This window comes from Rhodococcus sp. P4_C10 (assembly GCF_056402135.1).
Genome location: NZ_JBFUHZ010000006.1, coordinates 250096 through 272802, shown reverse-complemented (window position 1 = coordinate 272802; position 22707 = coordinate 250096). Strand labels below are relative to the sequence as shown.

The window sequence follows — 22707 nt, the reverse complement described above, 5'->3', positions numbered from 1 at the left end:
CCGCACCCGCACCCGCACCCGCACCCGCACCCGCGGTCACCGTCACCGCCGCGGCCGCGGCCGGGGCCGCGACCGAGGCTGCCGGCGACACCCGCCGCGGCCTGCCCGACCGCGCCGTCCTGATCGGGGTCGGGGTCGCGATCGCCGTGGTCGCCGCCGCGGCCGCCCTCGGGTTCGCCCTGATACCCCGCGGCGCCACCGAGACACCCCTCCCGCGCATCGCCCCCGTGTCGACCAGCGTCGCGGCCGTCACGACCACCACCCCGCCGCGGCCGAGCCGCACCCCCGCCTCGGCGCTGCCGTTCCCCACCGTGGACGCCACCACGACCACCGTCGCGCCGACCACCACCACCACCACCACCACGACGACGGCGCCGCTTCCGCCGGTCGAAATCACCACCACCGTCGTCACCACGCTGCCGCCGACCACCACGAGGACGACCACCACCACGACCGCGCCGCCGACGACGACCACGACCACCAAACCCACCACCAAGACGACTACCACCACCACGACCACCACCGAACCGCCGGAACCGACCTGCAAGCCCGCCGACGAACCCTGCACGGCCACCACGCCCGAATAGCCGAGAAATTGCCGATATCGCGTTGAGCTGCGGTTTCGGCATCCTCTTCGGCCTCGTGCCGTACTGTGGAGCGCTGACCTACCGTCCGCTCGCAACGAAGGGTTTTCATGCGTCTCCGGCTGGCACTACGTGCCGCAATCCTGGCCTCTGCCACGCTCCTCCCGGTCACCGCGATCGCCCAGGCAGCGCCGGACGAACCCCCCTCGACACAGGCCCAGCAACTGCCCGCGGAGCTCGTCGACGCCATCTCCCGGGACCTCGGGCTGACGCCGGAGCAGTACCTCGACCGCGCGGAGCTCGCCCAGCGGCTCGGCAGCTACGCGGACGGACTGCGCCAGGCTCGCCCCGACACCTACGCCGGCTCCTGGATCGGCCGCGACGGCGTCCCCGTCGTCGCGGTCACCACCACCGAGACCGCGCAGCATGTCGCGAACGACGGCTACGCCACCAAGATGGCGGCCGTGTCCGCGAACCACCTCGAGGACTCGCTCGCGCAGCTGAACAAGTGGATCCTCGGCCTGCCCCGGGACGTGTCGTCGCAGATCAACTCGACGTCGATCGACGTGATGGACAACCAGATCGTGATCGACGTGGTGAACAGCCCGATCGGCCGCGCCCTGAACCTGCCGACTCTGCTCGCGCAGCTGAAGGTGGTGCTGAGCCCCGGCGGCGGCGGACCCGTCGACGCCCGCGCGGAGGGCGGCGACACCTACGTCACCTCGGCGGTGCCGCTCGACAAGATCGACGACCCGGCCTCGATCGGCGTCTGCTCGCTCGGGTTCAACGCGGTCGCCTCGGGCGGCCAGGCCTACAACATCAGCGCCGGCCACTGCGACCCGCAGCAGGAGAACCCGAACGCGGGCGCCGCGTCGCCGGTGTACCTTCCCGACTACGGCGATGTCGCCCGCAGCCGCCAGATCGGCAACTTCGCGCACTCCGCCATGGGTGAGCAGGCCGACGGCCTCGACTACTCGCTGATCAAGCTGAACGACGAGGGCGTTCGCGCGGGCCTCGACCGTCCGGCGGTCCGTGGCGCGAACGGCACCACGGTCACCATCACCGGGACCGCGCGGCCGGTGGTCGGTGCCCCGATCTGCAAGTCCGGTCAGACGTCCACGTTCACCTGCGGCATCGTCGTCGCCGAGAGCGTCGACGCGCCCCTGTTCATGGCGGACGGCACCAGCCGCCTGGTCCGCGGCTTCGCCGGTTCCACCTGCACCCTGAGCGGCGACAGCGGCGGCGCGATCCTCAGCGGCACCCGCGCCCTCGGCATCACCAGCGGTTCCAACTCGGGCGGCGCGCCCAGCTGCACCGAGGCCAACCTCGTCCTCGCGCCGGACGGCGGAACCGCGAGCATCGGCATCCCGATCGAGAAGATCATCGGCGACGCAAATGCGGCGCTGGGGCAGAACGTGTCGGTGCGCACCGCGCCCTGACGTCAATCGACTACGCCGACCGGCGCCGATCGCTCGAAATCCTCGACGCGACCGGCGCCGGTCGTTTTCCGCGCGCGGAACTGCAATACCGTCCACCACCTGGAAAGCTCCCGATTCTCGGTATGCAACCGACCGCTCACCCCATATAGTCGTTGGCATTTGCCTCGGCCGCACCACGGTCGCGGCATACCCGCATGCCCTCGAATCGAAAGGTCCCCATGCGAAGCGTTCGCGCGCGCCGTGCCGCGATGATCGGCTCGGCTGCCTTGCTCCTGCTCGCCCCCACCGCTGCGCTCGCGCAGGCGGCGCCGGCCGAGCCCGCCGCGACTGTCGCTCCCGCCGCGACGCTGCCGCCTGAACTGGTGGCGGCGATCCAGCGCGACCTGGGCCTGACGCCGGAGCAGTACCTGGCGAAGGCCGACGCCGGCCAGCGCCTCGTCGAGTTCGCGGAGGCCATGCGCACGAAGTTCCCGGACTCCTTCGCAGGCGCCTGGCTGGACCCGTCGGGCAACCCGCTGATCGGCCTGGCCGACGGCAAGGGCAAGGACGACGCCCGCAAGGCCGCCGAGGACGAGGGCTACCGGGTCAAGGACCTGCCGCGCAGCGAGCGCACGCTCAGCGACCAGCTGAACAAGGCGCACGACTGGATCGCCACGCTGCCCGCCCCGCTCGCCGGACTGGTCGGCGGCACCGGCGTGGACATCGTCAACAACCAACTGGTGATGCAGGTCAAGAACACCGCTCAGGGCCTGGGCTGGCAGCTGCCGGACTTCCTCAAGGCCGTCGACGTCGTCTTCGTGCCGGACCTCGGCTCGGTGGGTCCGCAGCCGATCGACGCTCCCGGTGGCGCAGCCTCGCAGGGCGGCGACTCGTACGCGGCGGAGAACGCCGCGGGCGCCTTCCGCTGCTCGCTCGGATTCAACGGCACCGACGGCGGCGGCCGCGTCGTGAACATCTCCGCCGGACACTGCGACCCGAACCGCGGCACGGCCGGCACCGCCAACGCCTCCGTCGCGTTCGACATGCGCGGGCAGGGCGTCTTCGGGGAGCGGTTCGGCACGTTCGCCCGGTCCAACCTCGAGGGCCACGACTTCTCCGTGATCCGGATCGACGACAACGCCGCCGACCGCTTCCGCAACAACCTGGTGCGGGTGCCCGGCGCGGCCCCCGTCGCCATCACCGGCACCGCGGACCCCGTCGTGGGCGCGCCGGTGTGCAAGTCCGGCCTGACCACCGGGTTCACCTGCGGCACCATCAACGGCGTCAACCTAACCGTCGGCGTGGGCGCCAGGACGCTCAACCACGGCTTCTCGTCCAACATCTGCGCCCTGCAGGGCGACAGCGGCGGCGCCATGGTCACCGGCACCCGCGCGCTGGGCATCTCCAGCGCGTCCAACGTCGGCGACATGCGGCTCTGCGAGATCGCCCAGGTCATCACCACGGTGCTCGGCGACGCGCCGACGCTGTACGCGACGCCGATCAACGCGATCCTCGCGGACAACCCGGGGCTGTCGGTTCGCACCTTCTGATCCACGCGTCACCCCCACGACACAGGTCGGGGTGGAAAGTCCGGTCCGGCTCCTCGAGAGCCTGGACGGGGCCGTCCACCCCGACCTTCTGTCGTTGATCACGAATCACCAACTGGTGACTGATGATTCGCCAATTTCTGCCTACCGATTTCCGCATCCACCAGGGATCTTCACCGCTTAATGTCGAAGGCATTCGCCGCGGCAAGTCCGCATGCCTCGAACCGGAAGATCCCCATGCGACACGCCCGCGCACGCCGCGCCGCCCTCATCGGCTCAGCCGCCCTGCTCCTGCTCACCCCCACCCTGGCGCACGCCGAACCCGCAACGGCCGCGTCGGCCACCACAGCACTACCGCCCGAACTGGTCACCGCGATCCAACGCGACCTCGGACTGACCGCCGAGCAGTACCTGACGCAGGCCGACACCGGCCAACAACTCGTCGCATTCGCGAACACCCTCCGAGTGAAGTACCCCGACGCTTTCGCCGGCGCCTGGTTGGACCCGTCTGGAAACCCGTTGGTCGGTCTAGCCGACGGCGCCGGCAAGGACGACGCCCGCAAGGCCGTCGTGGACCAGGGATACCTGGTCAAGGACGTGCCGAACAGCGAACGCGCCCTCGGCGAGGAGTTGAACCGCGCCCACGACTGGGTCGCCACCCTGCCCGCCCCGCTGGCCGAGCTGATCGGCGCCGCCGGCATCGACGTGGTCAACAACCGCATGGCGATACAGGTCTCGGACACCGCGCAGAACCTTGGCCTGCAGCTGCCGGACTTCCTCGCAGCCGGCGACGCCCTCGTCATTCCGCTTCCGGACCTCGGTTCGTTGGCCCCGCCGCCGATCGACCCACCGGGCGGCCTCGCCGCACAGGGTGGTGACGCCTTCGCCGTCGGGGACCCGCCGGGTCCGAAGCGTTGCTCGCTCGGTTTCAACGGCACCGACGCGGCCGGCGACGCGGTCAACATCACCGCCGGACACTGTGTCGCGAACCCCGCGACCGCCGGCACCCCGGACGCCGACGTCGTGTACGACCTGCGCAATGGCGCCGTCCTCGGGGACAGGTTCGGCACGGTCGCCCGCTCAGTTACCGACGACGTCACCGACTTTGCTGTGATCCGGATCGACGGCGACGCCGCCGACCGGTTCCGCAACAACCTGATCCGGGTCCCAGGGGCGAGTTCCCTCGCGATCGACGGTACCGCCGACCCCGTCGTCGGTGCGCCGGTCTGCAAGTCCGGCCGGATGTCCGGGTACAGATGCGGCACGATCACCAGCACCGACCTCGTCGTCGACGTCGGTTACCGGATATCGCGCACCTTCGGGTCGAACATATGCGGCCTGGGGGGCGACAGCGGCGGCCCCCTCGTCACCGGTACCCGGGCCCTGGGCATCACCAGCGTGGCCAGCGCCCCCGGCGCGCAACTGTGCGTGGTCTCCAGCCTGGTCTCGTTCCTGAACGGCGAAGCCCCGTGGGTGGGCGCGACACCGATCAACGCCATCCTCCGGGAGAACCCCGGACTGTCGGTCAACACCCACTGACGCCACGTCGTCACCCATCGACACGGGTCGGGGTGAGCGGTCCGGGGTCGTTCACCCCGACCTTTTCCGTACCGGGTTTTTGCGCCCGCGAGCGATGAGCGGGCGGCACCCGCCGAGCCGGGTGAAATCATTTATGAATATGGTTCGCATCGATAGTGAATTACACGATTGCAATTCATCCAGCCGCCCGCAATATCGGGGAGGCTCCCCACTCGCATAACCCAGCCGGTAGAATGCCCGATGTTGCTGGCACGAAAAGAATTTCGCGCCGGCAACGAAGCTGACTGGGGGGACCAGTCGGACTCGCCGCCGGCCCGCGAGTCGGCCTACAGACAGGAAAATTCAATGGAGGAACTTCTCCCCATCGCATTCGACGTGTTCGGCTACGTCGTCAAGATCGCGACGAACGCCGGTGGCGCCGGACTCTCCTAGCGAGAACTTGGAGCCAGCGCACCGGGCCGCGCCTCGCCAACGTGAGACCGGTCGGACGCACTGCCGCAAACCAACGACAGCGGCCCGCCACCTCCGAAGAGGTGACGGGCCGCTGTTGCGTTTCGGGTTCTTACTTGGCGTACATCGTGGTGCCGGGAGCCGCCGTCAGCGTCTGAGCCAGGCCGATGCCAGCGGCAACCAGCGTCGGACCACCAACAGCAATGGTGCCGACAATTGCCCCGATGCCAGCGCCGGTCGCACAGCCCGGAAGGGCAAAGATCACGGTGGGCGCACCGAGGAGGCCACCCGCGATGCAACCGATGATGGTGCCGGTCAGGCCGCCGGCCGCGGTTGCAACCGCAAGCTGGGAGGAGAAGGTGTCCTGCGCCATCAGGTTCTCCTCCGGCGAGGCGATGTCCTTGATGGCGATACCACCGATGGCCTTGTCCGCGCGGACGTCGGCGGCGATCGGCTTCGCCTTGCCGAGGTCGAAGACCGGGGTCAGCGTCAGCTTCTTGCCGTCCTCACTGACCTTCTGCTCGTACGGGAACTGAAGGTTGGAAAGCTGGAACGCGAGCGGCAGGCTCACGACCGCGTTGCCCTTGCCGTCCTGGATCTCGACGTTCTTGCCGTCGCCCGAGACCTTGAACGCGCCGGCGTCGATGGTGGTGACCACCGACTTGCCCTCCACGTTGGATGCCCAGTTGATGCCGTCCGCGGCGGGGGCGGCCGGCGCCGCGTACGCGGTACCCGCTCCGACACCCAGCGCCGCGATGGACAGAACCGCGGTGGCGGCAAGCTTCTTCATTCTCATACTGATGAATCCCCTCCGGAAAGAACTTGTTATAGGCACGCAAAGTCTGTGCGACAGGCAGATCCTAGTCTGAGGAAGCCCTGAGAACAATGACTGTGAGGCGACGTAACGAGACCCCTCCCAGCCCGCTCCCGTGCAGGTCATCCGGGGAAGTTAGGATTACCTGCTAATCGGCCCTGATAGGGGCACAAATTACGGTGGACGTCACAAGACCTGTGCCGTCGCGTCCGGACCCCCGGCAGCGTATCTTGCACTCGACCCTGGATCCGCTTGCTACCGGCGGGTAACTTAGCCCGTAGCGACTGCTGTAAGTCAAATGAAAGGCCGTGACATGAACGCCCTGACGATCACGTTGGGCACGATCGGCGTACTGCTCAGCCTCGTGTGCTGGGCCTCGTTCTTGAGCGGGGCCTGGACCATGGCGAAGACAGTGCAGATCGGTCAGCCAGCCCCGGACCGGTGGCGCCCGTTCTTCCCCCGCTTCAAGCAGATGATCGTCGAGTTCATCGCGCACACCCGGATGCAGAAGTTCCGCACCGTCGGCTGGGCGCACTGGCTGGTCATGATCGGCTTCCTCGGCGGCTTCCTGCTGTGGTTCGAGGCGTACGGCCAGACGTTCAACCCCGAGTTCCACTGGCCGATCTTCGGCGACACGTGGATGTGGCACCTGTGGGACGAGATCCTCGGCATCGGCACCGTCGTCGGCATCCTGACGCTGATCGTGATCCGCCAGCTGAACCACCCGCGCATCCCCGAGCGGCTCTCCCGCTTCGGCGGCTCCAAGTTCGGCCCCGCGTACTTCGTCGAGATCGTCGTCCTCGTCGAGGGCCTCGGCATGATCATGGTGAAGGCCGGCAAGATCGCCACCTACGGCCACGCCAACCCGTGGACCGACTTCTTCACCATGAACGTGGCCAAGCTGCTGCCCGCCAGCGCCGTGATGGTCTCGGTGTTCGCGTTCGTCAAGCTGATGTCCGGCATGATCTGGCTCTTCGTCGTCGGCCGCAACATCACCTGGGGCGTCGCCTGGCACCGCTTCTCGGCGTTCCCGAACATCTACTTCAAGCGTGAGGACGACGGCGACGTCGCCCTCGGTGCCGCGAAGCCGATGATGTCCAAGGGCAAGGCCCTGACGATGGACAACGTCGACCCGGACACCGACACCCTGGGCGCCGGCCAGATCGAGGACTTCTCCTGGAAGGGCTGGCTCGACTTCACCACGTGCACCGAGTGCGGCCGCTGCCAGAGCCAGTGCCCCGCCTGGAACACCGGCAAGCCGCTGTCGCCGAAGCTGCTGATCATGTCGCTGCGCGACCACGGCTACGCCAAGGCGCCGTACCTGCTGGCCGGTGGCCGCAAGGACATGGGCGGCGACGAGATCGGCCTGGTCGACGCCGAGGGCAACGTCAACGAGGCCGCGCTGGCCAAGATCCCCGAGGCCGCGCGCACCGAGGCCGAGCGCAAGCTGGTCGGCGAGACCGTCGAGGGCGAGCTGGCTCCGGTCATCGACCTCGAGACCCTGTGGTCGTGCACCAACTGTGGCGCCTGCGTCGAGCAGTGCCCCGTCGACATCGAGCACGTCGACCACATCATCGACATGCGCCGCTACCAGGTGCTCATCGAGTCGGAGTTCCCGTCCGAGCTGGCCGGCCTGTTCAAGAACCTCGAGAACAAGGGCAACCCCTGGGGCCAGAACTCCAAGGACCGCCTCAACTGGATCAAGGAGATGGACTTCGACATCCCGGTCTACGGCCAGGATGCGGACACCTTCGAGGACTACGAGTACCTCTTCTGGGTCGGCTGCGCCGGCGCCTACGAGGACCGTGCCAAGAAGACCACCAAGGCCGTCGCCGAGCTGCTCGCCACCGCGGGCGTCAAGTTCATGGTCCTGGGCGCCGACGAGACCTGCACCGGTGACTCCGCTCGCCGCGCGGGCAACGAGTTCCTCTTCCAGCAGCTCGCGATGCAGAACATCGAGATGCTGAACTCGGTGTTCGAGGGCGTCGAGCAGCGCAAGCGCAAGATCGTCGTCACCTGTGCGCACTGCTTCAACGCGCTCGGCAACGAGTACCCGGAGGTGGGCGGCGATTACGAGGTCGTCCACCACACCCAGCTGCTCAACCGCCTGGTCCGCCAGAAGAAGCTGATCCCGGTCGCCTCGGTCTCCGAGGACGTCACCTACCACGACCCGTGCTTCCTCGGCCGTCACAACAAGGTCTACGACGCACCCCGCGAGCTGATGGAGGCGTCCGGCGCCAAGCTCGTCGAGATGCCGCGTCACGGCGAGCGGTCCATGTGCTGTGGCGCCGGCGGTGCGCGCATGTGGATGGAAGAGAACATCGGCAAGCGCATCAACGTCGACCGCGTCGACGAGGCGCTCTCGACGAACCCGAAGAAGATCGCCACCGGCTGCCCGTTCTGCCGCGTCATGCTCACCGACGGCGTCACCGCGCGTCAGGAGAAGGGCGAGGGTGAGGGCGTCGAGGTCGTGGACGTCGCGCAGCTGATGCTGAACTCCGTCACCCGCCTCGAGTCGGACGTGCTGTCCGCGAACCTCAAGGTGGTCCAGCGCGAGAAGGTCGCCGTCGCGGAGCCCGCTCCGGTGGACGAGGCCCCGGCAGCGCCTGCTGCCGCGCCCGCCGCGGCCGCTGCTGCCCCGGCAGCGGCGAAGCCCGCCGCCAAGGGTCTGGGTATGAAGGGTCTGGCCAAGGCCCCCGGCGCCAAGGCTCCGGGCGCAAAGCCCGCCGCCGCTCCGGCCGCCGACGGCGAGGCCAAGCCTGCCGTCAAGGGTCTGGGCATGAAGGGTCTGGCCAAGGCCCCCGGCGCGAAGGCACCCGGCGCCAAGCCGGCCGCCGCGGCGCCTGCCGCCGAGGCTCCGGCCGCGGCAGCCCCGGCTCCCAAGGGGCTCGGGCTCAAGGGCGGGGCGAAGGCACCCGGTCTCGGCATGAAGGGCGGGGCCAAGGCTCCGGGCGCCAAGCCCGCCGCTGCTGCTGCGCCCGCCGCCGAGGCGGCACCGTCCACCGAGGCTCCCGCCGCCGAGGCCGCCGCCAAGCCGAAGGGTCTGGGGCTCGCCTCGGGCGCCAAGGCTCCGGGCGGCAAGGGTCTGCAGATGAAGGGTGGGGCCAAGGCCCCCGGTGCCAAGGCCGCCGCGCCTGCTGCTCCGGTCGAGGCCGCTCCGGCTGCCCCGGTCGAGGCGGCTCCGGCTGCTGAGGTCGCGGCACCCGCCGCCCCGCCGCAGCCGAAGGCAGGCGGACTCGGGTTCAAGTCCGGCGCCAAGGCTCCGGGTGCCCGTAAGGCCGCACCCGCCGCCGCCCCGGCACCCGCCGCCGAGGCCCCGCAGGCCGAGCCGGCTGCTGCCGAGCCGGTTGCCGAGGCCCCCGCCGCGGCGCCCAAGGCCGAGACCCCGGCGCCGCCGCAGGCCAAGCCCGGCGGACTGGGCTTCAAGGCCGGCGCGAAGGCACCCGGTCGTAAGAAGTAGGTTCCGCCGGCAGTAAGCGCAACACCGAGAAGGSGCCCCMCCCSCAAGGGTCGGGGCGCCTTCCTCGTCCGCGCACCCGCGCGCCTTTCCCGCCCGCGCCGCCTGCACACCCCTTCTGTCTCCGTCACACCCCCGATGCACGCCCAGGGCCCTTGTGCCGGAGCCAAAACCTGTGTGACGGCGCCTCGACCGCAAGCCATCCACAGGCCGGGGAACCATCCACAGGGTCGTCGAAGGCCCAGTTCGCGCATCCGTACGCGGGCAACGGCCCCCGCACGATGAGACGCATGAGCATCGTCTTCCGCAGACCCGACGCGTTGCAGCGCGGCGCCACCGACCGCGAACTCCAGCGGATGTGCAGCACGGGGCGCTGGCGCCGGCTGCGCCCCGGTTCGTTCACCGACAGCACGGAGTACGACGCCCTCGACGCGGTGGCGCAGCACCGCATGCGGGCGGAGTCGGCGTTGCGAGCGGCCTCGCCCGACGCCGTGCTGAGCCACCAGTCGGCGGCCGTCGTCCACGGACTCGACCTGTGGCACACGCCGCTGCGGGCCGTACACCTCACCCGCGACCGCCGCACCGGCGGCAGCAGGTCCGCACTCCGGCACGTCCACTCGGCCGGACTCGACCGGTCCGAGGTGGTGGAGGTGGCCGGCCGGCGCGTCACGTCGCTCGCGCGCACCGTCGTCGACCTGGCCCGGACGCTGCCGTTCGAGCAGGCGCTGGTCGCCGGGGACCATGCCCTGCACGGCACCGCCCTCACCCCCGACCTGCTCGAGGATGCACTCGGGTCGATCGCCGGCCGGCCGGGCAGCAGGCGGGCCCGGCGCGTGGTGGACCACCTCGACGGGCGCGCCGAGAGCGTCGGCGAATCCCGAAGCCGGGCGATGTTCATCCGCAAACACCTGCCGCTGCCCGAACTCCAGGCGAACCTCTACTCCGACGAGGGCGAACACCTGGGCCGGGTGGACCTACTGCTCGAGGAGCACGACGTGATCTGCGAGTTCGACGGCCGTGTCAAGTACGGCCGGCTGGTGCCCGTGGGTCAGGTACCCGCCGACGTCCTGTGGGCCGAGAAGCTCCGCGAGGACCGGCTGCGAGACGCGGGCTGGCAGGTGGTCCGATGGATCTGGGACGAGCTGGCGACACCGCAGGTGATCATCGAGCGAGTGCACCGGGCGGTGGCGCGCGCCCGGAAGTCCCCGCCGCCGACCGGTCGCATCGAGCACACCCCGAAGCCGTGACCCCACACCCGCCGTCACACACCTTCTGGCTCCGTCACACCCCCGTTGCACGTCCAAAACCCCTGTGCCGGAGACAGACGCGGTGTGCTCGCGAGCAGGCGGCGACGCTACTGCGGGCGCCAGAGCTCGAGCCGCGGAATGCCCGGCGTCTCGAAGCCGAGCAGCTGCCCGTAGAAGGACAGCTCCGCCTCGCGGGCGCTCACCTGCGTCTGCAGCCGGCGGAACCCGTGCGCCTCCCCCTCGTAGGCCAGGTACGCGTGCGGTATCCCCTTGGCCACCAACGCATCACGGAATCGCTCCGCCTGCGACGGCGGCACGATCGGGTCGTCGAGGCCCTGCAGCAGCAGCACCGGGCAGTTGAGGCCGTCGACATTGTTGAGCGGCGCGCGCTGCGCGTAGAGCGCCGCGGACTCCGGCAGCGGGCCGATCAGCCCGTCGATGTACCGGGACTCGAAGTCGTGCGTCTCCTGCACGAACCCGTCCAGCTCCGCGACCCCGTAGTACGAAGCGCCGCAGGCGAACACGTCCGAGGTGGTCAGGGCCGCGAGCACCGTCCAGCCGCCCGCCGAGCCGCCCTCGATGGCCAGCCGCTCCGGGTCCGCGAGCCCGGCCTCGGCCAGCCCGCGCACCGCGGCGACGGTGTCCTCCACGTCGACGATCCCCCACTGCCCGCGCAACCGGTTCCGGTATTCGCGGCCGTACCCGCTGGACCCGCCGTAGTTCACGTCGACCACGCCGATGCCGCGGCTGGTGAAGTAGGCGAACACCAGGCTCAGGGCGGGCGCCACGTGCGCCGTCGGCCCGCCGTGCACAAACGCCACGTACGGCGGCAGCTCGCCGTCGAGTCCGACGAAGTCCGGGTTCCGCGGCGGGTAGGCGAACGCGTGCACCTCCCGGCCCTGCGGCCCGGTCACCGTGATCGGTTGCGCGGTCGGCAGATACCCGGCGGGAGGCAGCGACTCCACCCCGAGGCGCACGTCGGCGAGCGTGCCCGACGCGAGGTCGAGCAGGCGCAGCCCGGCCGGCGTCCCGGCGCCGCCGCAGCGCAGCAGCAGCCGCTCCCCGTCAAGGTCGGACACCGCGACCGTGGTCAGGTCGCCCATGTCCAGGTCGTGTGCGGTGCTGTCGGCCGGGTCGATCACCGTCAGCGCGTCGGTGCCGACCGTGCGGACGGCGAGCAACCGGCCGTCCGCCAGCTCGGTGTACCAGCGGGCGCCGAGCTGCCACAACGGAGCACCGAAGTCCCCCGCCGCGGCGCACACCGGCTGCGGCGCGGCGCCGTCCAGGCCCACCCGGTGGATGTTCCACCAGCCGCTGCGGTCGCTGATCGCGTACAACGAGTCGTCGCCGTGCCACTGCGGCTGCAGCACCGACTCCTCGACGCCGCCGAGCAGCACCCGCCACGGCCCGCAGATGCCGTCGCCATCGAGCTCGGCGACACGCAGTTCGGTTCCGTCCCACGGCATCTGCGGGTGGTCCCAGGCGATCCAGGCGAGCCGGCGACCGTCCGGCGACAGCGTCGGGTACGCCAGGAAGTCCGAGCCGGCGACGATCGACCGGATCGCGGACGCGTCGTCGGCGGCGGCGCCGTCCAGCGGGATCGCGCAGACGTCCCGGCGCACCTCGCCCGCCTGCGTGTGTGTCTCACGCACGCACCAGACCTCGTCGCCGACGACGCTCAGTTCGCCGTACCGGACGCCCGCGGGGATCGGCGGCTCCGGGGTGAGCGGCACCGGGTGCCGGCCGGCGGACTTCACGTACACCCGCTGGTCGCCGAACTCGGCGAACACCAGCCGCTGATCGTCGGTGACCGCCCAGGCGCCGCCGCCGTACTCGTGCACCCGGGTCCGCGCGTTCCACGGCGCGTCGAGCACGTCCACCGGCTGCCCGCCGGGGCCGGCCCTGCGGATCGCGGTCCGGCCGCCCTCCGCGGGTCGCAGCTCGGACCACCAGATCTCGTCCCCGACGAATCGGCCGACGTCGACCGGGTGGCCGCTGGCGGCCAACTCCGCCGCGGCGATCGGGGAGGTCCAGGAACCGTACGGCGCGCGCTGTGGCATGGGCACCAACATAGCCAGCCCGCCGCGAACCGGCCGCGCGTGCCGCGACAACTTCCGACCTCCAGAAATGCGATTGCGGCGAGGTGGCACCATGGACGGGTGACCGAATCGGAGCCCACCCACCACCAGCACATCGTCCCGCGCGAATTGACGCAGTCAGCAAAGCTGCAGAACGTGCTGTACGAGATCCGTGGACCGGTACATAAGCACGCCGCCCGGCTCGAGGCCGAGGGCCACCGCATCCTCAAGCTGAACATCGGCAACCCGGCGCCGTTCGGGTTCGAGGCGCCGGACGTGATCATGCGCGACATGATCGCCGCGCTGCCCACCGCACAGGGCTACTCCGAGTCGAAGGGCATCCTGTCCGCGCGCCGCGCCATCGTCACCCGCTACGAGCTGGTGCCCGGTTTCCCGGATCTCGACGTCGACGACGTGTACCTCGGCAACGGGGTCTCCGAGCTGATCACCATGACCATGCAGGCGCTGCTCGACAACGGCGACGAGGTGCTGATCCCGGCGCCCGACTACCCGCTGTGGACCGCCACCACGAGCCTGGCCGGCGGCACCCCGGTGCACTACCTGTGCGACGAGAACGACGGCTGGAACCCCGACGTCGCGGACATCGAGTCGAAGATCACCCCGCGCACCAAGGCGATCGTGGTGATCAACCCGAACAACCCGACCGGCGCCGTGTACACCGCGGAGGTGCTCAGCCAGATCGTCGCGCTGGCCCGCAAGCACCAGTTGCTGCTGCTCGCCGACGAGATCTACGACAAGATCCTCTACGACGACGCCAAGCACATCTCGCTGGCCACCCTGGCCCCGGACCTGCTGTGCCTGACGTTCAACGGCCTGTCCAAGGCCTACCGCGTCGCCGGCTACCGCTCCGGCTGGCTGGCCATCACCGGCCCCAAGGACCACGCGGCCAGCTTCCTCGAGGGCATCGACCTGCTCGCCTCGATGCGGTTGTGCCCGAATGTGCCCGCGCAGCACGCCATCCAGGTGGCGCTCGGCGGGTACCAGAGCATCGAGGACCTGATCCTGCCCGGCGGACGCCTGCTCGAACAGCGCGACGTCGCCTGGGAGCGGCTGAACATGATCCCGGGTGTCTCCTGCGTGAAGCCGCGGGGCGCGCTGTACGCCTTCCCCCGGCTGGACCCGAACGTCTACGAGATCCACGACGACGAGAAGCTGGTCCAGGACCTGCTGCTGCAGGAGAAGATCCTGGTGGTCCAGGGCACCGGCTTCAACTGGCCGGACCACGACCACCTGCGGATCGTGACGCTGCCGTGGGCCCGTGACCTGGCGGTCGCGATCGAGCGGTTCGGCAACTTCCTCTCCAGCTACAGCCAGTAGGGATCCGACGATGACCAGCGAACCAATGTCCGTCTACGACGCGATCCGGCTGCGGCGCGACGTCCGCGCCGAGTTCACCGGTGAGCGGATCTCCGAGGAGCAGCTCACCCGGATCCTCGAGGCCGGGCACGCCGCGCCGAGTGTCGGCAACACCCAGCCGTGGGACTTCGTGGTGGTGCAGAAGCCCGAGACGCTGTCCACCTTCGCCGAGCACGTCGCCGGGTGCCGACGCGACTTCGCGGACTCGCTGCCCGAGGACCGGCGCGCGACCTTCGACCCGATCAAGGTCGAGGGCATCACCGAGAGCGGCACCGGCATCGTCGTCACCTACGACCCGAGCCGCGGCGGCACCCACGTGCTGGGCCGCCGGACCGTCGACGACACCGGCGTGTTCTCCGCGGTGCTGGCGATCCAGAACATCTGGCTGGCCGCGGTCGCGGAGGGCATCGGCGTCGGCTGGGTGTCCTTCTACGAGGAGGAGTACCTCACCGAGTTGATGAACGTGCCCTCCCCCGTCCGGCCGATCGCGTGGCTGTGCGTCGGGCCGGTCTCGGAGTTCCAGCAGACCCCGGACCTGGTGCGGTTCGGGTGGCGTGAGGGCCGCCCGCTCGACGCGGCCGTCCACCGCGAGAGTTTCTGACGTCGTGCCGCCGGGTAGCTGCACGATCGCTCGTGACCCGGCGGGCCCGTCTCGCCCCTCCGCAGGGTGCGATTTCTGAATTCATGACTATTTTCGCCCCAACCGCGACAACCGGCGCCCGGCGAGGTACATTCCTCTCGACACTCCGGTGTCCAGCAAGCCCGAATACCCCTCCCCCCCCTGTGGGTATTCGGGTCGGTGGCGGGGAACACCCCCCTGTGCCCCGCCACCGCTGCCGGGGTTTGACGCCAGTCCCCCGCATCTTCCGCAGCGTCCAGCCGACGGAGTCTCCATGAGCGAGCCAGCGACCCGGGTCGAACACAACGCGGACCACACCCGGTACGAGGTCTACGTCGACGACGAGCTCGCCGGGCACACGGACTACAAGCCTGCCGACGCCAACCGCGCCTTCGTGCACACCGAGATCTTCCCCCGCTACGAGGGCCAGGGGCTGGCCAAGGTGTTGATCCGGGGCGCCCTCGACGACACCCGCGACCACCAGCTCGGGGTGCTCCCCTTCTGCCCGTTCGTGCACCGGTTCGTCGAGAAGAACCCCGACTACCTGACGCTGGTCCCGTCCTGGGCACGAGAGCGGATGGGCCTGCCCGCCGCCTGAAGCCGCGGCACCGCACCACGGCCGACACGGCGCCCGCAGTCGGCCTCGGTACCCTGACCCGCATGCGGAATCAGGCCCGATGAGCCACGGACACGGACACGGACACACCGGCCCCGTCCCCGTCGGCCCCGTCGCCGCCCGCGTGGTGGTCGGACTGCTGACCGTGATCGGCATCGCGGTGCTCATCGGCGCCGCCTGGCTGTGGCCGAGCAAGCACAGTGTCGAGATCCCGTTGCCGTTCCAGACCGCCGGCGGCGGCGCCGTCGTGACCGAGGCCGGCCTCGTGGCCTCGCAGGACCTCGGCCCCTGCGGCAGCCCGTCCGCCGGTCGCGCGTTCACCGGTCCCCCGCTGGCCGCGCCGGAGAGCTCGTACCAGTGCCAGCGCAGCATGGTCGACATCCGGTCCGGCCCGGACAGGGGCACCCACACCCTGCTCGAGATCGCGCCGGGCGCCGGTCAGCCGGACCTTCGGGTCGGCGACAACATCCGACTGGTCCTGCAGAGCGACCCGTCCGGCACCACCATCTACTCGTTCGAGGACTACGCCCGCGGCCTGCCGCTGCTGCTGATCGTCGCCGCCTTCGTGCTGGTGATCGTCGTGGTGGCCCGCTGGCGGGGGCTGCGCGCGCTGCTGGGACTGTTCGTCGCGTTCGGGGTGCTGGTCGGGTTCATGCTGCCGGCGCTGCTCGACGGCAAACCCGCGATCCCGGTGGCGCTGGTCGGCGGCTCCGTCATCCTCTACGCGGTGCTGTACCTGGCGCATGGCGTCAGCCTGCGGACCAGTTCCGCCCTGCTCGGCACGCTGGCGTCGATGGCGTTGGCCGCCGTGCTGTCCTGGGTGGCGATCGAGATGACGCACCTGACCGGGCTGTCGGAGGAACAGAACACCAACGTGCAGACCTACATCCAGCACGTGAGCATCACCGGGCTGCTGCTGGCCGGGTTCATCATCGGCTCGCTCGGCGTGCTCAACGACGTCACCATCACGCAGGCGTCGTCGGCGTTCGAGCTGGCGCACCTGGACCAGGACGCGAACCGGCGGGAGATCTTCGGCGCGGCGATGCGGGTGGGACGCGACCACATCGCCAGCACCGTCTACACGCTGGTGCTGGCGTACGCGGGCGGTGCGCTGCCGCTGCTGCTGCTCTTCAGCGTCGCCGGCCGGTCGATCGGCGACGTGCTCACCGGCGACGCCGTGGCCATCGAGATCGTGCGGTCCGCGGTCGGCGGCATCGCGCTGGCCCTGTCCGTGCCGTTGACCACCGGCATCGCGGTGATGCTGGCCCGGCCGATGGGATCGGGGACGGCGGCTCCGGCGGTCGCGCCCGGCGCGGCGGCGGACGCCCGGCCGCGCGGTGGCCGGCACGCCCGCTGACTCACACCGGCCGGACGACCGATTCGACGAGGTCGTGCACGGACGCCGCGAGGCGCTCGGTCTGACCGGTTCGGATGTGGTGCAGGACGAGGTCGCCGTTCAGCGTGCTGAGCAGGATGCGGGCGAGCACCTCGGCGTCGACGTCGGGACGCACCTCGGCGAGCAGGCCGGCGATGTGGCCGTACCAGAAGGCGTGAATCGCCTCGGCGTGCGGATCGGTGGTGGCGTTGTCGTAGGCGATCATCAACTCGACGTTGTCCACCACCAGCCGGAACATCGCGTCGAAGTACGCGAGCAGTCGCTCACCGGCCGGCGCCCCTGGGCCGAGCGGTGGGGCACCGCCGACGACGTCGTCACGGAGGGTGTGCGCGCGCTCGAGAAGCAGGGCCCGCATCAGCCCCGCGCGGTTCCCGAACCGGTGGAAGATCGTGCCCTTGCCGACTCCCGCCGCCGCGGCGATCTGCTCGATCGAGACGTTCTCGGCGCCGAACTCGGCGAGCAGGGCGTCGGCGGCCCCGAGAATCGCGCGCCGGTTGCGGGCCGCGTCGCTGCGCTCCCGCTTCGGTTCGTCACCCACCGCTGCACCTCCCGTTGACAAGTTGACCGCCGGTCCATATCGTCACGAACGGACACCAAGTAGACCGACGGTCAACTTATGGAGGGCCAATGAGGGCAATAGTAATGACGTCGGCGGGCGACCCCGATGTCCTCGTGCTGCGCGAGGTCCCCACCCCGATTCCCGCCGCCGGGGAACTGCTGATCCGGGCGGAGGCGATCGGCGTGCAGTACGCCGAGACACAACTTCGTGCGGGCACCTTCCCGATGCCGACCGCGACTCCCGCCGTCTTCGGTTTCGAGGCCGCGGGCACCGTCATCGCCGTCGGAGCCGACGTGGACCGGAACCTGATCGGCTCCCGAGTCGTCGCGACGACCGACGGCACCGGCGCGTACGCCGAACAGGTGGCGGTCGACGCGAGGTCCGCGATCGCGATACCGGACGGGTTGTCGACGCTCGACGCGGTCGCCGTCGCGGCGCCCGGCGCGGTCGCGCTGGCACTGCTCGAGACCGCCGCACTGCGCGGCACCGAGGTGGTCCTGGTCGAGGCAGCCGGAACCGGGGTGGGCGCCTACCTCACCCAACTGGCCGGCGAATTCGGCGCCGGACGCGTGCTCGCCACGGCAGGCTCCGACGTGAAGCGTGCGCGGGCAAGGACTTACGGCGCCGACGACGTGTTCGACCACTCGGCGACGGGTTGGCAGAGCGGGCTGCGCGAGTCCCTCGGCGGGACCACGATCGACGTCGTCTTCGAGTCGATCGGCGGCGAGTCCGCGAGGGAACTGCTCGACGCGCTCACGCCCTCGGCCGGCCGGATGCTGTCGTACGGAATGCTCAGCGGACGATCCGCGGCCGTCGCCGCTCAGGACCTGATGTCGCGCGGCCTCACCCTCACCGGGTGTGGTGGGCCCGCCTGGCTCCGACGGGTGGCCGACGCCAGGGCGGACATCCTCGCGCGGGCCGCGGCGAGGACCGTCACGCCCCTGATCGACTCGGTGCTGCCGCTCGAGCATGCCGGGCTCGCCCACGACAAGATCGAGCGGCGAGCCACCACCGGAAAGGTGGTTCTCACGCCCATGGGCTGAGCGGTCAGCCCAGCCGGGGCAACTGCAACGGCGGCGGCGGATGGATCTCGATCGGCGGCAGGCCTCCCGGCATCGGGATCACCAGCGGCGGCGGTCCGGGCGGCGGTCCGGGCGGCGGAGGCGGCGGAGGCGTGGGCGTGGGCGTCTCGGTCGTGGGGGCGACGGTCTCCGGCGGCACCGTCGTCGGCGACGGCGACGGCGTCGGCGAGGGCGTCGGCGAGGGCGTCCGCGACGGGGTGGTGACGGTGGTCGACGGCAGCGCGTCGGACGCCCCTGCCCCGGCGGGCTGCTCGGCGGCGCCGCCCGAGGTGCCGAGCGCCAGACCGGCGACGGCGATCAACGCCAACGCCCCGGCAGCCGTGCCGGCGATGACGAGCTGACGCCGCGGGACCCCGCGCTCGCGGTGGCTGGTCGGCCGCGCCACCGGCTCGGTCGGCAGCCACCCCGTGTCGTCCGCCGGGGAGGGGTCCCCGGAGACCGCGGAGGGGGCCCGCCCGGCCACCGGCGTCGCCATCAGGGCCGCGCCCTGGGCCGCCACCATCTCCGGTTCTGCGGGCACCAGGGTCGGCAGGCCCAGCCAGGCGCCGAGCACGTGACGGACCAGCGGGATGTGGGCACCGCCGCCGAGCAGCACCACCGAGTCGGGCTGGCGCCCGGACTCCGTGATGACCTGCCGGGCCAACCGGGCCGACCCTTCGACGGGGACGACGATGAGGGACTCGAAGGTCTCGCGGGAGAGCAGCAGCAGGCCGCCGTCGCCGGGCAGGCACGCGGCGTCGCTCGTCGAGAGCTGTTCCTTGGCGGCGCGGCAACGGCCGGTCAGCTCGGCGAGGGCCCGCGCGTCTGCGGGCGCGGCGACTTTGCCGGCGCGCACCTGCTGGTCGAGGATCAGCCGGTCGAAGTGGTCGCCGCCGATGGCAGTGCTGCGGTCGACGGCGAGCACCGTGCCGGTGTCGCGGTCCACCACGCTCACCGTCACCCCGGAGCTGCCGAGGTCGTAGAACACCACGGTGCGGAACCCGCCCAGGACGCCGGTGTGCTCGAGCAGCGCCAGGGCGGCGGAGGTCTCGGGGACGAGGCGGTAGTTGTACAGCCGCTGCCGGGCCATCGCCTCGTGCACCGCGGCGGCCTGCTCGGTGCTGCCGTAGGTGACCGCGGTGGCCGAGTGGTTGTCGCGCTCGAGCATCACCCCGACGGACTGCGCGGCGAGATCCTCGGCGCCGACGGTTCGGACCGCCAGTGCCTGCCGCTCGAAGCCGGGGCGGGCGGCAGGCGTGGTCGCGTCGAGGCCGGTCGGCTGCGCCATGCGCACAGCACTGGCCCCCACCGATACGCCCAGAACCACGCTCATCGAGCCGCCTTATATCGACCGGAGCGGGGCGTCGCGCTCGAACGACCCCCGCAGGACCCGCCGAGTCTAACCAAGGGGTCCGTCACGGCCGGGGGCCGCTCCCACTCCGTGGGGATTCGGTCACATGTCCAGTTTCGGAGGTTCAGCCCCGGCCCAGACCGCGGTAGGCCCAACCCGCCGCCGACCACTCGTCCGCGTCGAGGCAGTTGCGGCCGTCCACGATCGACCGCCCCCGCACCACCGGGTCCAGGTCCGACGGCCGCAGCGAGACGAACTCCTCCCATTCGGTGGCGAGCAGCACCGCGTCGGCGTTCTCGCAGGCCTCGGCCACGGAGGTCGCGTAGTTCAGGGTCGGGAACAGCCGGCGCGAGTTGTCCAGGGCCTTGGGGTCGTACACGCTCACCACCGCGCCGTGCAGCTGCAGCATCCCCGCGACGTTGAGGGCCGGCGAGTCACGGACGTCGTCGGACTCCGGCTTGAAGGCCGCGCCGAGGACGGCGATGTTGGACCCGAGCAGGGAGCCGCCGACGGCGCGGGTCGCCAGCTCCACCATCTTGGTGCGGCGGCGCATGTTGATGCTGTCCACCTCACGCAGGAAGGTCAGCGCCTGGTTGGCACCCAGTTCGCCGGCACGGGCCATGAAGGCGCGGATGTCCTTGGGCAGGCAGCCGCCGCCGAAGCCCAGTCCGGCGTTGAGGAAGCGGCGTCCGATGCGGGCGTCGTAGCCGAGCGCGTCCGCCAGCGCGGTGACGTCGGCGCCGGTGGCCTCGCACACCTCCGAGATGGCATTGATGAACGAGATCTTGGTCGCCAGAAAGGCATTCGCGGACACCTTGACCAGTTCCGCGGTCGGCAGGTCGGTGAGCAGGAACGGCACGGCCCCGTCGTCGATGAGGCTGGCGTACAGCTCACGGATCAGCGCCTCGGCGCGGCCGGGGCGGGCGTGGTCGACGCCGAGCACCAGGCGGTCCGGGCGCAGCGTGTCCTCGACGGCGAATCCCTCGCGCAGGAACTCGGGGTTCCACGCGACCTCGACGGCATCTGACGCCGGCGCGAGTTGCCTTGCGCGAGAACCGAGTTCGGCGGCGGTGCCGACGGGGACGGTCGACTTGCCGACGATCACCGCCGGGTGGTCCAGCAGCGGGGCCAGGGTGTCGACCACCGAGTGCACGTGCCGCAGATCGGCGCCGTACTCGCCCTTCTTCTGCGGGGTGCCGACGCCGAGGAAGTGCAGGTCCGCGAAGGCGGCCGCGTCGACGTACGAGGTGGTGAACTGCAGGCGACCGGCGTCGAGGTTGCGCCGGAGCACGTCGGCCAGGCCGGGTTCGTAGAACGGCACCTCGCCGGACGAGAGCTTGGCGACCTTGCCGGGGTCGATGTCGACACCGAGCACCTCGTGCCCGAGTTCGGCCATGCATGCGGCGTGAGTCGCTCCGAGGTAGCCGGTTCCGAATACGGTGCAGCGCATACCTTCTTGGTAGTCCGCCGCGGTGAGCGCGGCGGGTACCGCGGGCGAGGCGGCGGGCAACAGGAGATGTACATCCGGTGCCCGCAACGGTCGCGCCGGCGTCGGCACACACCCGTTGCACCCGTCACAGCGCGCCTACACGCGCAACGCCCGTGTGCGCAGCCCAGAAGGGGTGTGCGGAGCCGGCGCCGCTAGCGGGTGTCGGTGCGGTTGAAGTTCAGGTACGCCTTCGACGGCGTGGGGCCGCGCTGTCCCTGGTACTTGGAGCCGACTGCGGCGCTGCCGTACGGGTGCTCCGCGGGGCTGGAGAGCCGGATCAGGCACAACTGCCCGATCTTCATGCCCGGCCACAGCGTGATGGGCAGGTTCGCCACGTTGGAGAGTTCGAGCGTGATGTGCCCGGAGAAGCCCGGGTCGATGAAGCCCGCGGTGGAGTGGGTGAGCAGGCCCAGGCGGCCCAGGCTCGACTTGCCCTCGAGTCGGCCGGCCAGGTCGTCGGGCAGGGAGCACGTCTCGAGGGTGGAGCCGAGCACGAACTCCCCGGGGTGCAGCACGAACGGCTCGCCCTCGGCGGGTTCGACCAGGGTGGTCAGCTCGTCCTGCCGCTGGGCCGGGTCGATGTGCGTGTACCGGGTGTTGTTGAACACGCGGAACAGGCGGTCGAGTCGGACGTCAACGCTGGAGGGCTGGACCATCTCGTCGTCGAACGGGTCAAGGCCCAGACGGTTAGAGGCGATTTCTGCGCGGATGTCACGATCTGAGAGGAGCACGGGTAGACATTATGCCTGTCTGCTACAGTTGCGCCTCGCAGGGGTTGGCGTGGTTCGCTATGCCAAAAGCCCTGCATGCCGATGTAGTTCAATGGTAGAACATCAGCTTCCCAAGCTGAATACGCGGGTTCGATTCCCGTCATCGGCTCCATCCACCATGCTTGGTCGGCTTCTCTCCCGACCATTCGCTGTCTGTCTATCGAGAAGCCACGGAAGAAGCCTCGGTGCACCGTCAGCCAGTCCTTCTTCAAGTCGGCGAACACGCTCTCGATGCCAACCCTGCGGTGATACGTCGGATTCACCCTCCCCGCGCCTCCCACGCGAGGGTTCGGGCATCGACGAGTTCATTGGCAGCGTCATACATCACGCATTTG

The 22707-nt window shown here is 70.4% G+C and carries 17 protein-coding genes, 1 tRNA gene and 1 pseudogene; 13 read left to right on the top strand and 6 right to left on the bottom strand.

Annotated elements, in window-relative coordinates:
- The 5 genes and pseudogenes from AC1DWC_RS05695 to AC1DWC_RS05675 all read left to right on the top strand — a co-directional run.
- A pseudogene (locus AC1DWC_RS05695) lies at positions 1 to 587 on the top strand (hypothetical protein); the annotation flags it as partial.
- Between the two features lie 107 nt (positions 588 to 694).
- A complete protein-coding gene (locus AC1DWC_RS05690) occupies positions 695 to 2023 on the top strand; it encodes a S1 family peptidase (RefSeq protein WP_477906552.1) in 1329 nt (442 codons plus the stop codon).
- A gap of 218 nt (positions 2024 to 2241) precedes the next feature.
- A complete protein-coding gene (locus tag AC1DWC_RS05685; RefSeq protein ID WP_477906551.1) occupies positions 2242 to 3552 on the top strand; it encodes a S1 family peptidase in 1311 nt (436 codons plus the stop codon).
- 234 nt (positions 3553 to 3786) lie between these two features.
- A complete protein-coding gene (locus AC1DWC_RS05680) occupies positions 3787 to 5088 on the top strand; it encodes a S1 family peptidase (protein WP_477906550.1) in 1302 nt (433 codons plus the stop codon).
- Positions 5089 to 5328: 240 nt separating this feature from the next.
- Positions 5329 to 5520, top strand: coding sequence for a hypothetical protein (locus AC1DWC_RS05675; protein WP_477844098.1), 192 nt, complete (start codon positions 5329 to 5331; stop codon positions 5518 to 5520).
- Between the two features lie 130 nt (positions 5521 to 5650).
- On the opposite strand, the gene AC1DWC_RS05670 is transcribed toward AC1DWC_RS05675, so the two are convergent.
- Positions 5651 to 6334, bottom strand: coding sequence for a DUF8020 domain-containing protein (locus tag AC1DWC_RS05670; protein ID WP_477906549.1), 684 nt, complete (start codon positions 6332 to 6334; stop codon positions 5651 to 5653).
- 331 nt (positions 6335 to 6665) lie between these two features.
- On the opposite strand from AC1DWC_RS05670, the gene AC1DWC_RS05665 reads away from it, so the two are divergent.
- A complete protein-coding gene (locus tag AC1DWC_RS05665; RefSeq protein WP_477906548.1) occupies positions 6666 to 9812 on the top strand; it encodes a heterodisulfide reductase-related iron-sulfur binding cluster in 3147 nt (1048 codons plus the stop codon).
- A 287-nt stretch (positions 9813 to 10099) separates the two neighbouring features.
- Complete coding sequence (locus AC1DWC_RS05660) at positions 10100 to 11056, top strand: type IV toxin-antitoxin system AbiEi family antitoxin domain-containing protein (protein WP_477906547.1); 957 nt, start codon at positions 10100 to 10102, stop codon at positions 11054 to 11056.
- Positions 11057 to 11163: 107 nt separating this feature from the next.
- Here AC1DWC_RS05660 and AC1DWC_RS05655 read toward each other — a convergent pair whose 3' ends face one another.
- Positions 11164 to 13116: a S9 family peptidase gene (locus tag AC1DWC_RS05655; RefSeq protein WP_477906546.1), complete on the bottom strand. Its 1953-nt coding sequence runs from the start codon at positions 13114 to 13116 to the stop codon at positions 11164 to 11166.
- 99 nt (positions 13117 to 13215) lie between these two features.
- On the opposite strand from AC1DWC_RS05655, the gene AC1DWC_RS05650 reads away from it, so the two are divergent.
- The 4 genes from AC1DWC_RS05650 to AC1DWC_RS05635 all read left to right on the top strand — a co-directional run bounded on the left by AC1DWC_RS05650 (position 13216) and on the right by AC1DWC_RS05635 (position 17103).
- Positions 13216 to 14472 carry a pyridoxal phosphate-dependent aminotransferase gene (locus tag AC1DWC_RS05650; RefSeq protein WP_072846599.1) on the top strand — a complete coding sequence of 419 codons (1257 nt, stop codon included), beginning with the start codon at positions 13216 to 13218 and terminating at the stop codon, positions 14470 to 14472.
- A 10-nt stretch (positions 14473 to 14482) separates the two neighbouring features.
- Positions 14483 to 15112, top strand: a complete 630-nt coding sequence (bluB, locus tag AC1DWC_RS05645; protein WP_477906545.1) for a 5,6-dimethylbenzimidazole synthase — start codon at positions 14483 to 14485, stop codon at positions 15110 to 15112.
- 292 nt (positions 15113 to 15404) lie between these two features.
- Entirely contained in the window at positions 15405 to 15728 is a 324-nt protein-coding gene (locus tag AC1DWC_RS05640) for a GNAT family N-acetyltransferase (RefSeq protein ID WP_477906544.1), read from the top strand.
- 79 nt (positions 15729 to 15807) lie between these two features.
- On the top strand, positions 15808 to 17103 hold the full coding sequence (locus AC1DWC_RS05635) for a YibE/F family protein (RefSeq protein WP_477906543.1): 1296 nt from the start codon (positions 15808 to 15810) through the stop codon (positions 17101 to 17103).
- A gap of 1 nt (position 17104) precedes the next feature.
- Here AC1DWC_RS05635 and AC1DWC_RS05630 read toward each other — a convergent pair whose 3' ends face one another.
- Entirely contained in the window at positions 17105 to 17680 is a 576-nt protein-coding gene (locus AC1DWC_RS05630) for a TetR/AcrR family transcriptional regulator (protein ID WP_477906542.1), read from the bottom strand.
- Positions 17681 to 17769: 89 nt separating this feature from the next.
- Between AC1DWC_RS05630 and AC1DWC_RS05625 the strand changes: the two genes are divergently transcribed.
- Positions 17770 to 18744 carry a quinone oxidoreductase family protein gene (locus tag AC1DWC_RS05625; protein WP_477906541.1) on the top strand — a complete coding sequence of 325 codons (975 nt, stop codon included), beginning with the start codon at positions 17770 to 17772 and terminating at the stop codon, positions 18742 to 18744.
- A 4-nt stretch (positions 18745 to 18748) separates the two neighbouring features.
- On the opposite strand, the gene AC1DWC_RS05620 is transcribed toward AC1DWC_RS05625, so the two are convergent.
- From AC1DWC_RS05620 to dcd, 3 genes are all read right to left on the bottom strand, one after another.
- Positions 18749 to 20095 (bottom strand): DUF7159 family protein, encoded by a 1347-nt coding sequence (locus AC1DWC_RS05620; RefSeq protein ID WP_477906540.1) that lies wholly within the window; start codon positions 20093 to 20095, stop codon positions 18749 to 18751.
- A 142-nt stretch (positions 20096 to 20237) separates the two neighbouring features.
- The gene (locus tag AC1DWC_RS05615) at positions 20238 to 21563 is read right to left on the bottom strand and encodes a UDP-glucose dehydrogenase family protein (protein WP_477906539.1); all 1326 of its coding nucleotides are present in this window, start codon (positions 21561 to 21563) and stop codon (positions 20238 to 20240) included.
- Between the two features lie 191 nt (positions 21564 to 21754).
- Positions 21755 to 22333 (bottom strand): dCTP deaminase, encoded by a 579-nt coding sequence (dcd, locus tag AC1DWC_RS05610; protein WP_477906538.1) that lies wholly within the window; start codon positions 22331 to 22333, stop codon positions 21755 to 21757.
- Positions 22334 to 22410: 77 nt separating this feature from the next.
- Here dcd and AC1DWC_RS05605 point away from each other — a divergent pair.
- Positions 22411 to 22484: transfer RNA gene (locus tag AC1DWC_RS05605), tRNA-Gly, on the top strand.
- Positions 22485 to 22707 lie beyond the last annotated feature (223 nt).

Bases quoted from the DNA above. Each gene is read 5' to 3' on its own strand.
- AC1DWC_RS05620 (WP_477906540.1), bottom strand. From the start codon at position 20,095: ATGAGCGTGGTTCTGGGCGTATCGGTGGGGGCCAGTGCTGTGCGCATG.
- AC1DWC_RS05640 (WP_477906544.1), top strand. From the start codon at position 15,405: ATGAGCGAGCCAGCGACCCGGGTCGAACACAACGCGGACCACACCCGG.
- AC1DWC_RS05670 (WP_477906549.1), bottom strand. From the start codon at position 6,334: ATGAGAATGAAGAAGCTTGCCGCCACCGCGGTTCTGTCCATCGCGGCG.
- AC1DWC_RS05615 (WP_477906539.1), bottom strand. From the start codon at position 21,563: ATGCGCTGCACCGTATTCGGAACCGGCTACCTCGGAGCGACTCACGCC.
- AC1DWC_RS05685 (WP_477906551.1), top strand. From the start codon at position 2,242: ATGCGAAGCGTTCGCGCGCGCCGTGCCGCGATGATCGGCTCGGCTGCC.
- AC1DWC_RS05680 (WP_477906550.1), top strand. From the start codon at position 3,787: ATGCGACACGCCCGCGCACGCCGCGCCGCCCTCATCGGCTCAGCCGCC.
- AC1DWC_RS05675 (WP_477844098.1), top strand. From the start codon at position 5,329: ATGTTGCTGGCACGAAAAGAATTTCGCGCCGGCAACGAAGCTGACTGG.
- AC1DWC_RS05625 (WP_477906541.1), top strand. From the start codon at position 17,770: ATGAGGGCAATAGTAATGACGTCGGCGGGCGACCCCGATGTCCTCGTG.
- AC1DWC_RS05655 (WP_477906546.1), bottom strand. From the start codon at position 13,116: ATGCCACAGCGCGCGCCGTACGGTTCCTGGACCTCCCCGATCGCCGCG.
- AC1DWC_RS05635 (WP_477906543.1), top strand. From the start codon at position 15,808: ATGAGCCACGGACACGGACACGGACACACCGGCCCCGTCCCCGTCGGC.
- AC1DWC_RS05660 (WP_477906547.1), top strand. From the start codon at position 10,100: ATGAGCATCGTCTTCCGCAGACCCGACGCGTTGCAGCGCGGCGCCACC.
- bluB (WP_477906545.1), top strand. From the start codon at position 14,483: ATGACCAGCGAACCAATGTCCGTCTACGACGCGATCCGGCTGCGGCGC.
- AC1DWC_RS05665 (WP_477906548.1), top strand. From the start codon at position 6,666: ATGAACGCCCTGACGATCACGTTGGGCACGATCGGCGTACTGCTCAGC.
- AC1DWC_RS05690 (WP_477906552.1), top strand. From the start codon at position 695: ATGCGTCTCCGGCTGGCACTACGTGCCGCAATCCTGGCCTCTGCCACG.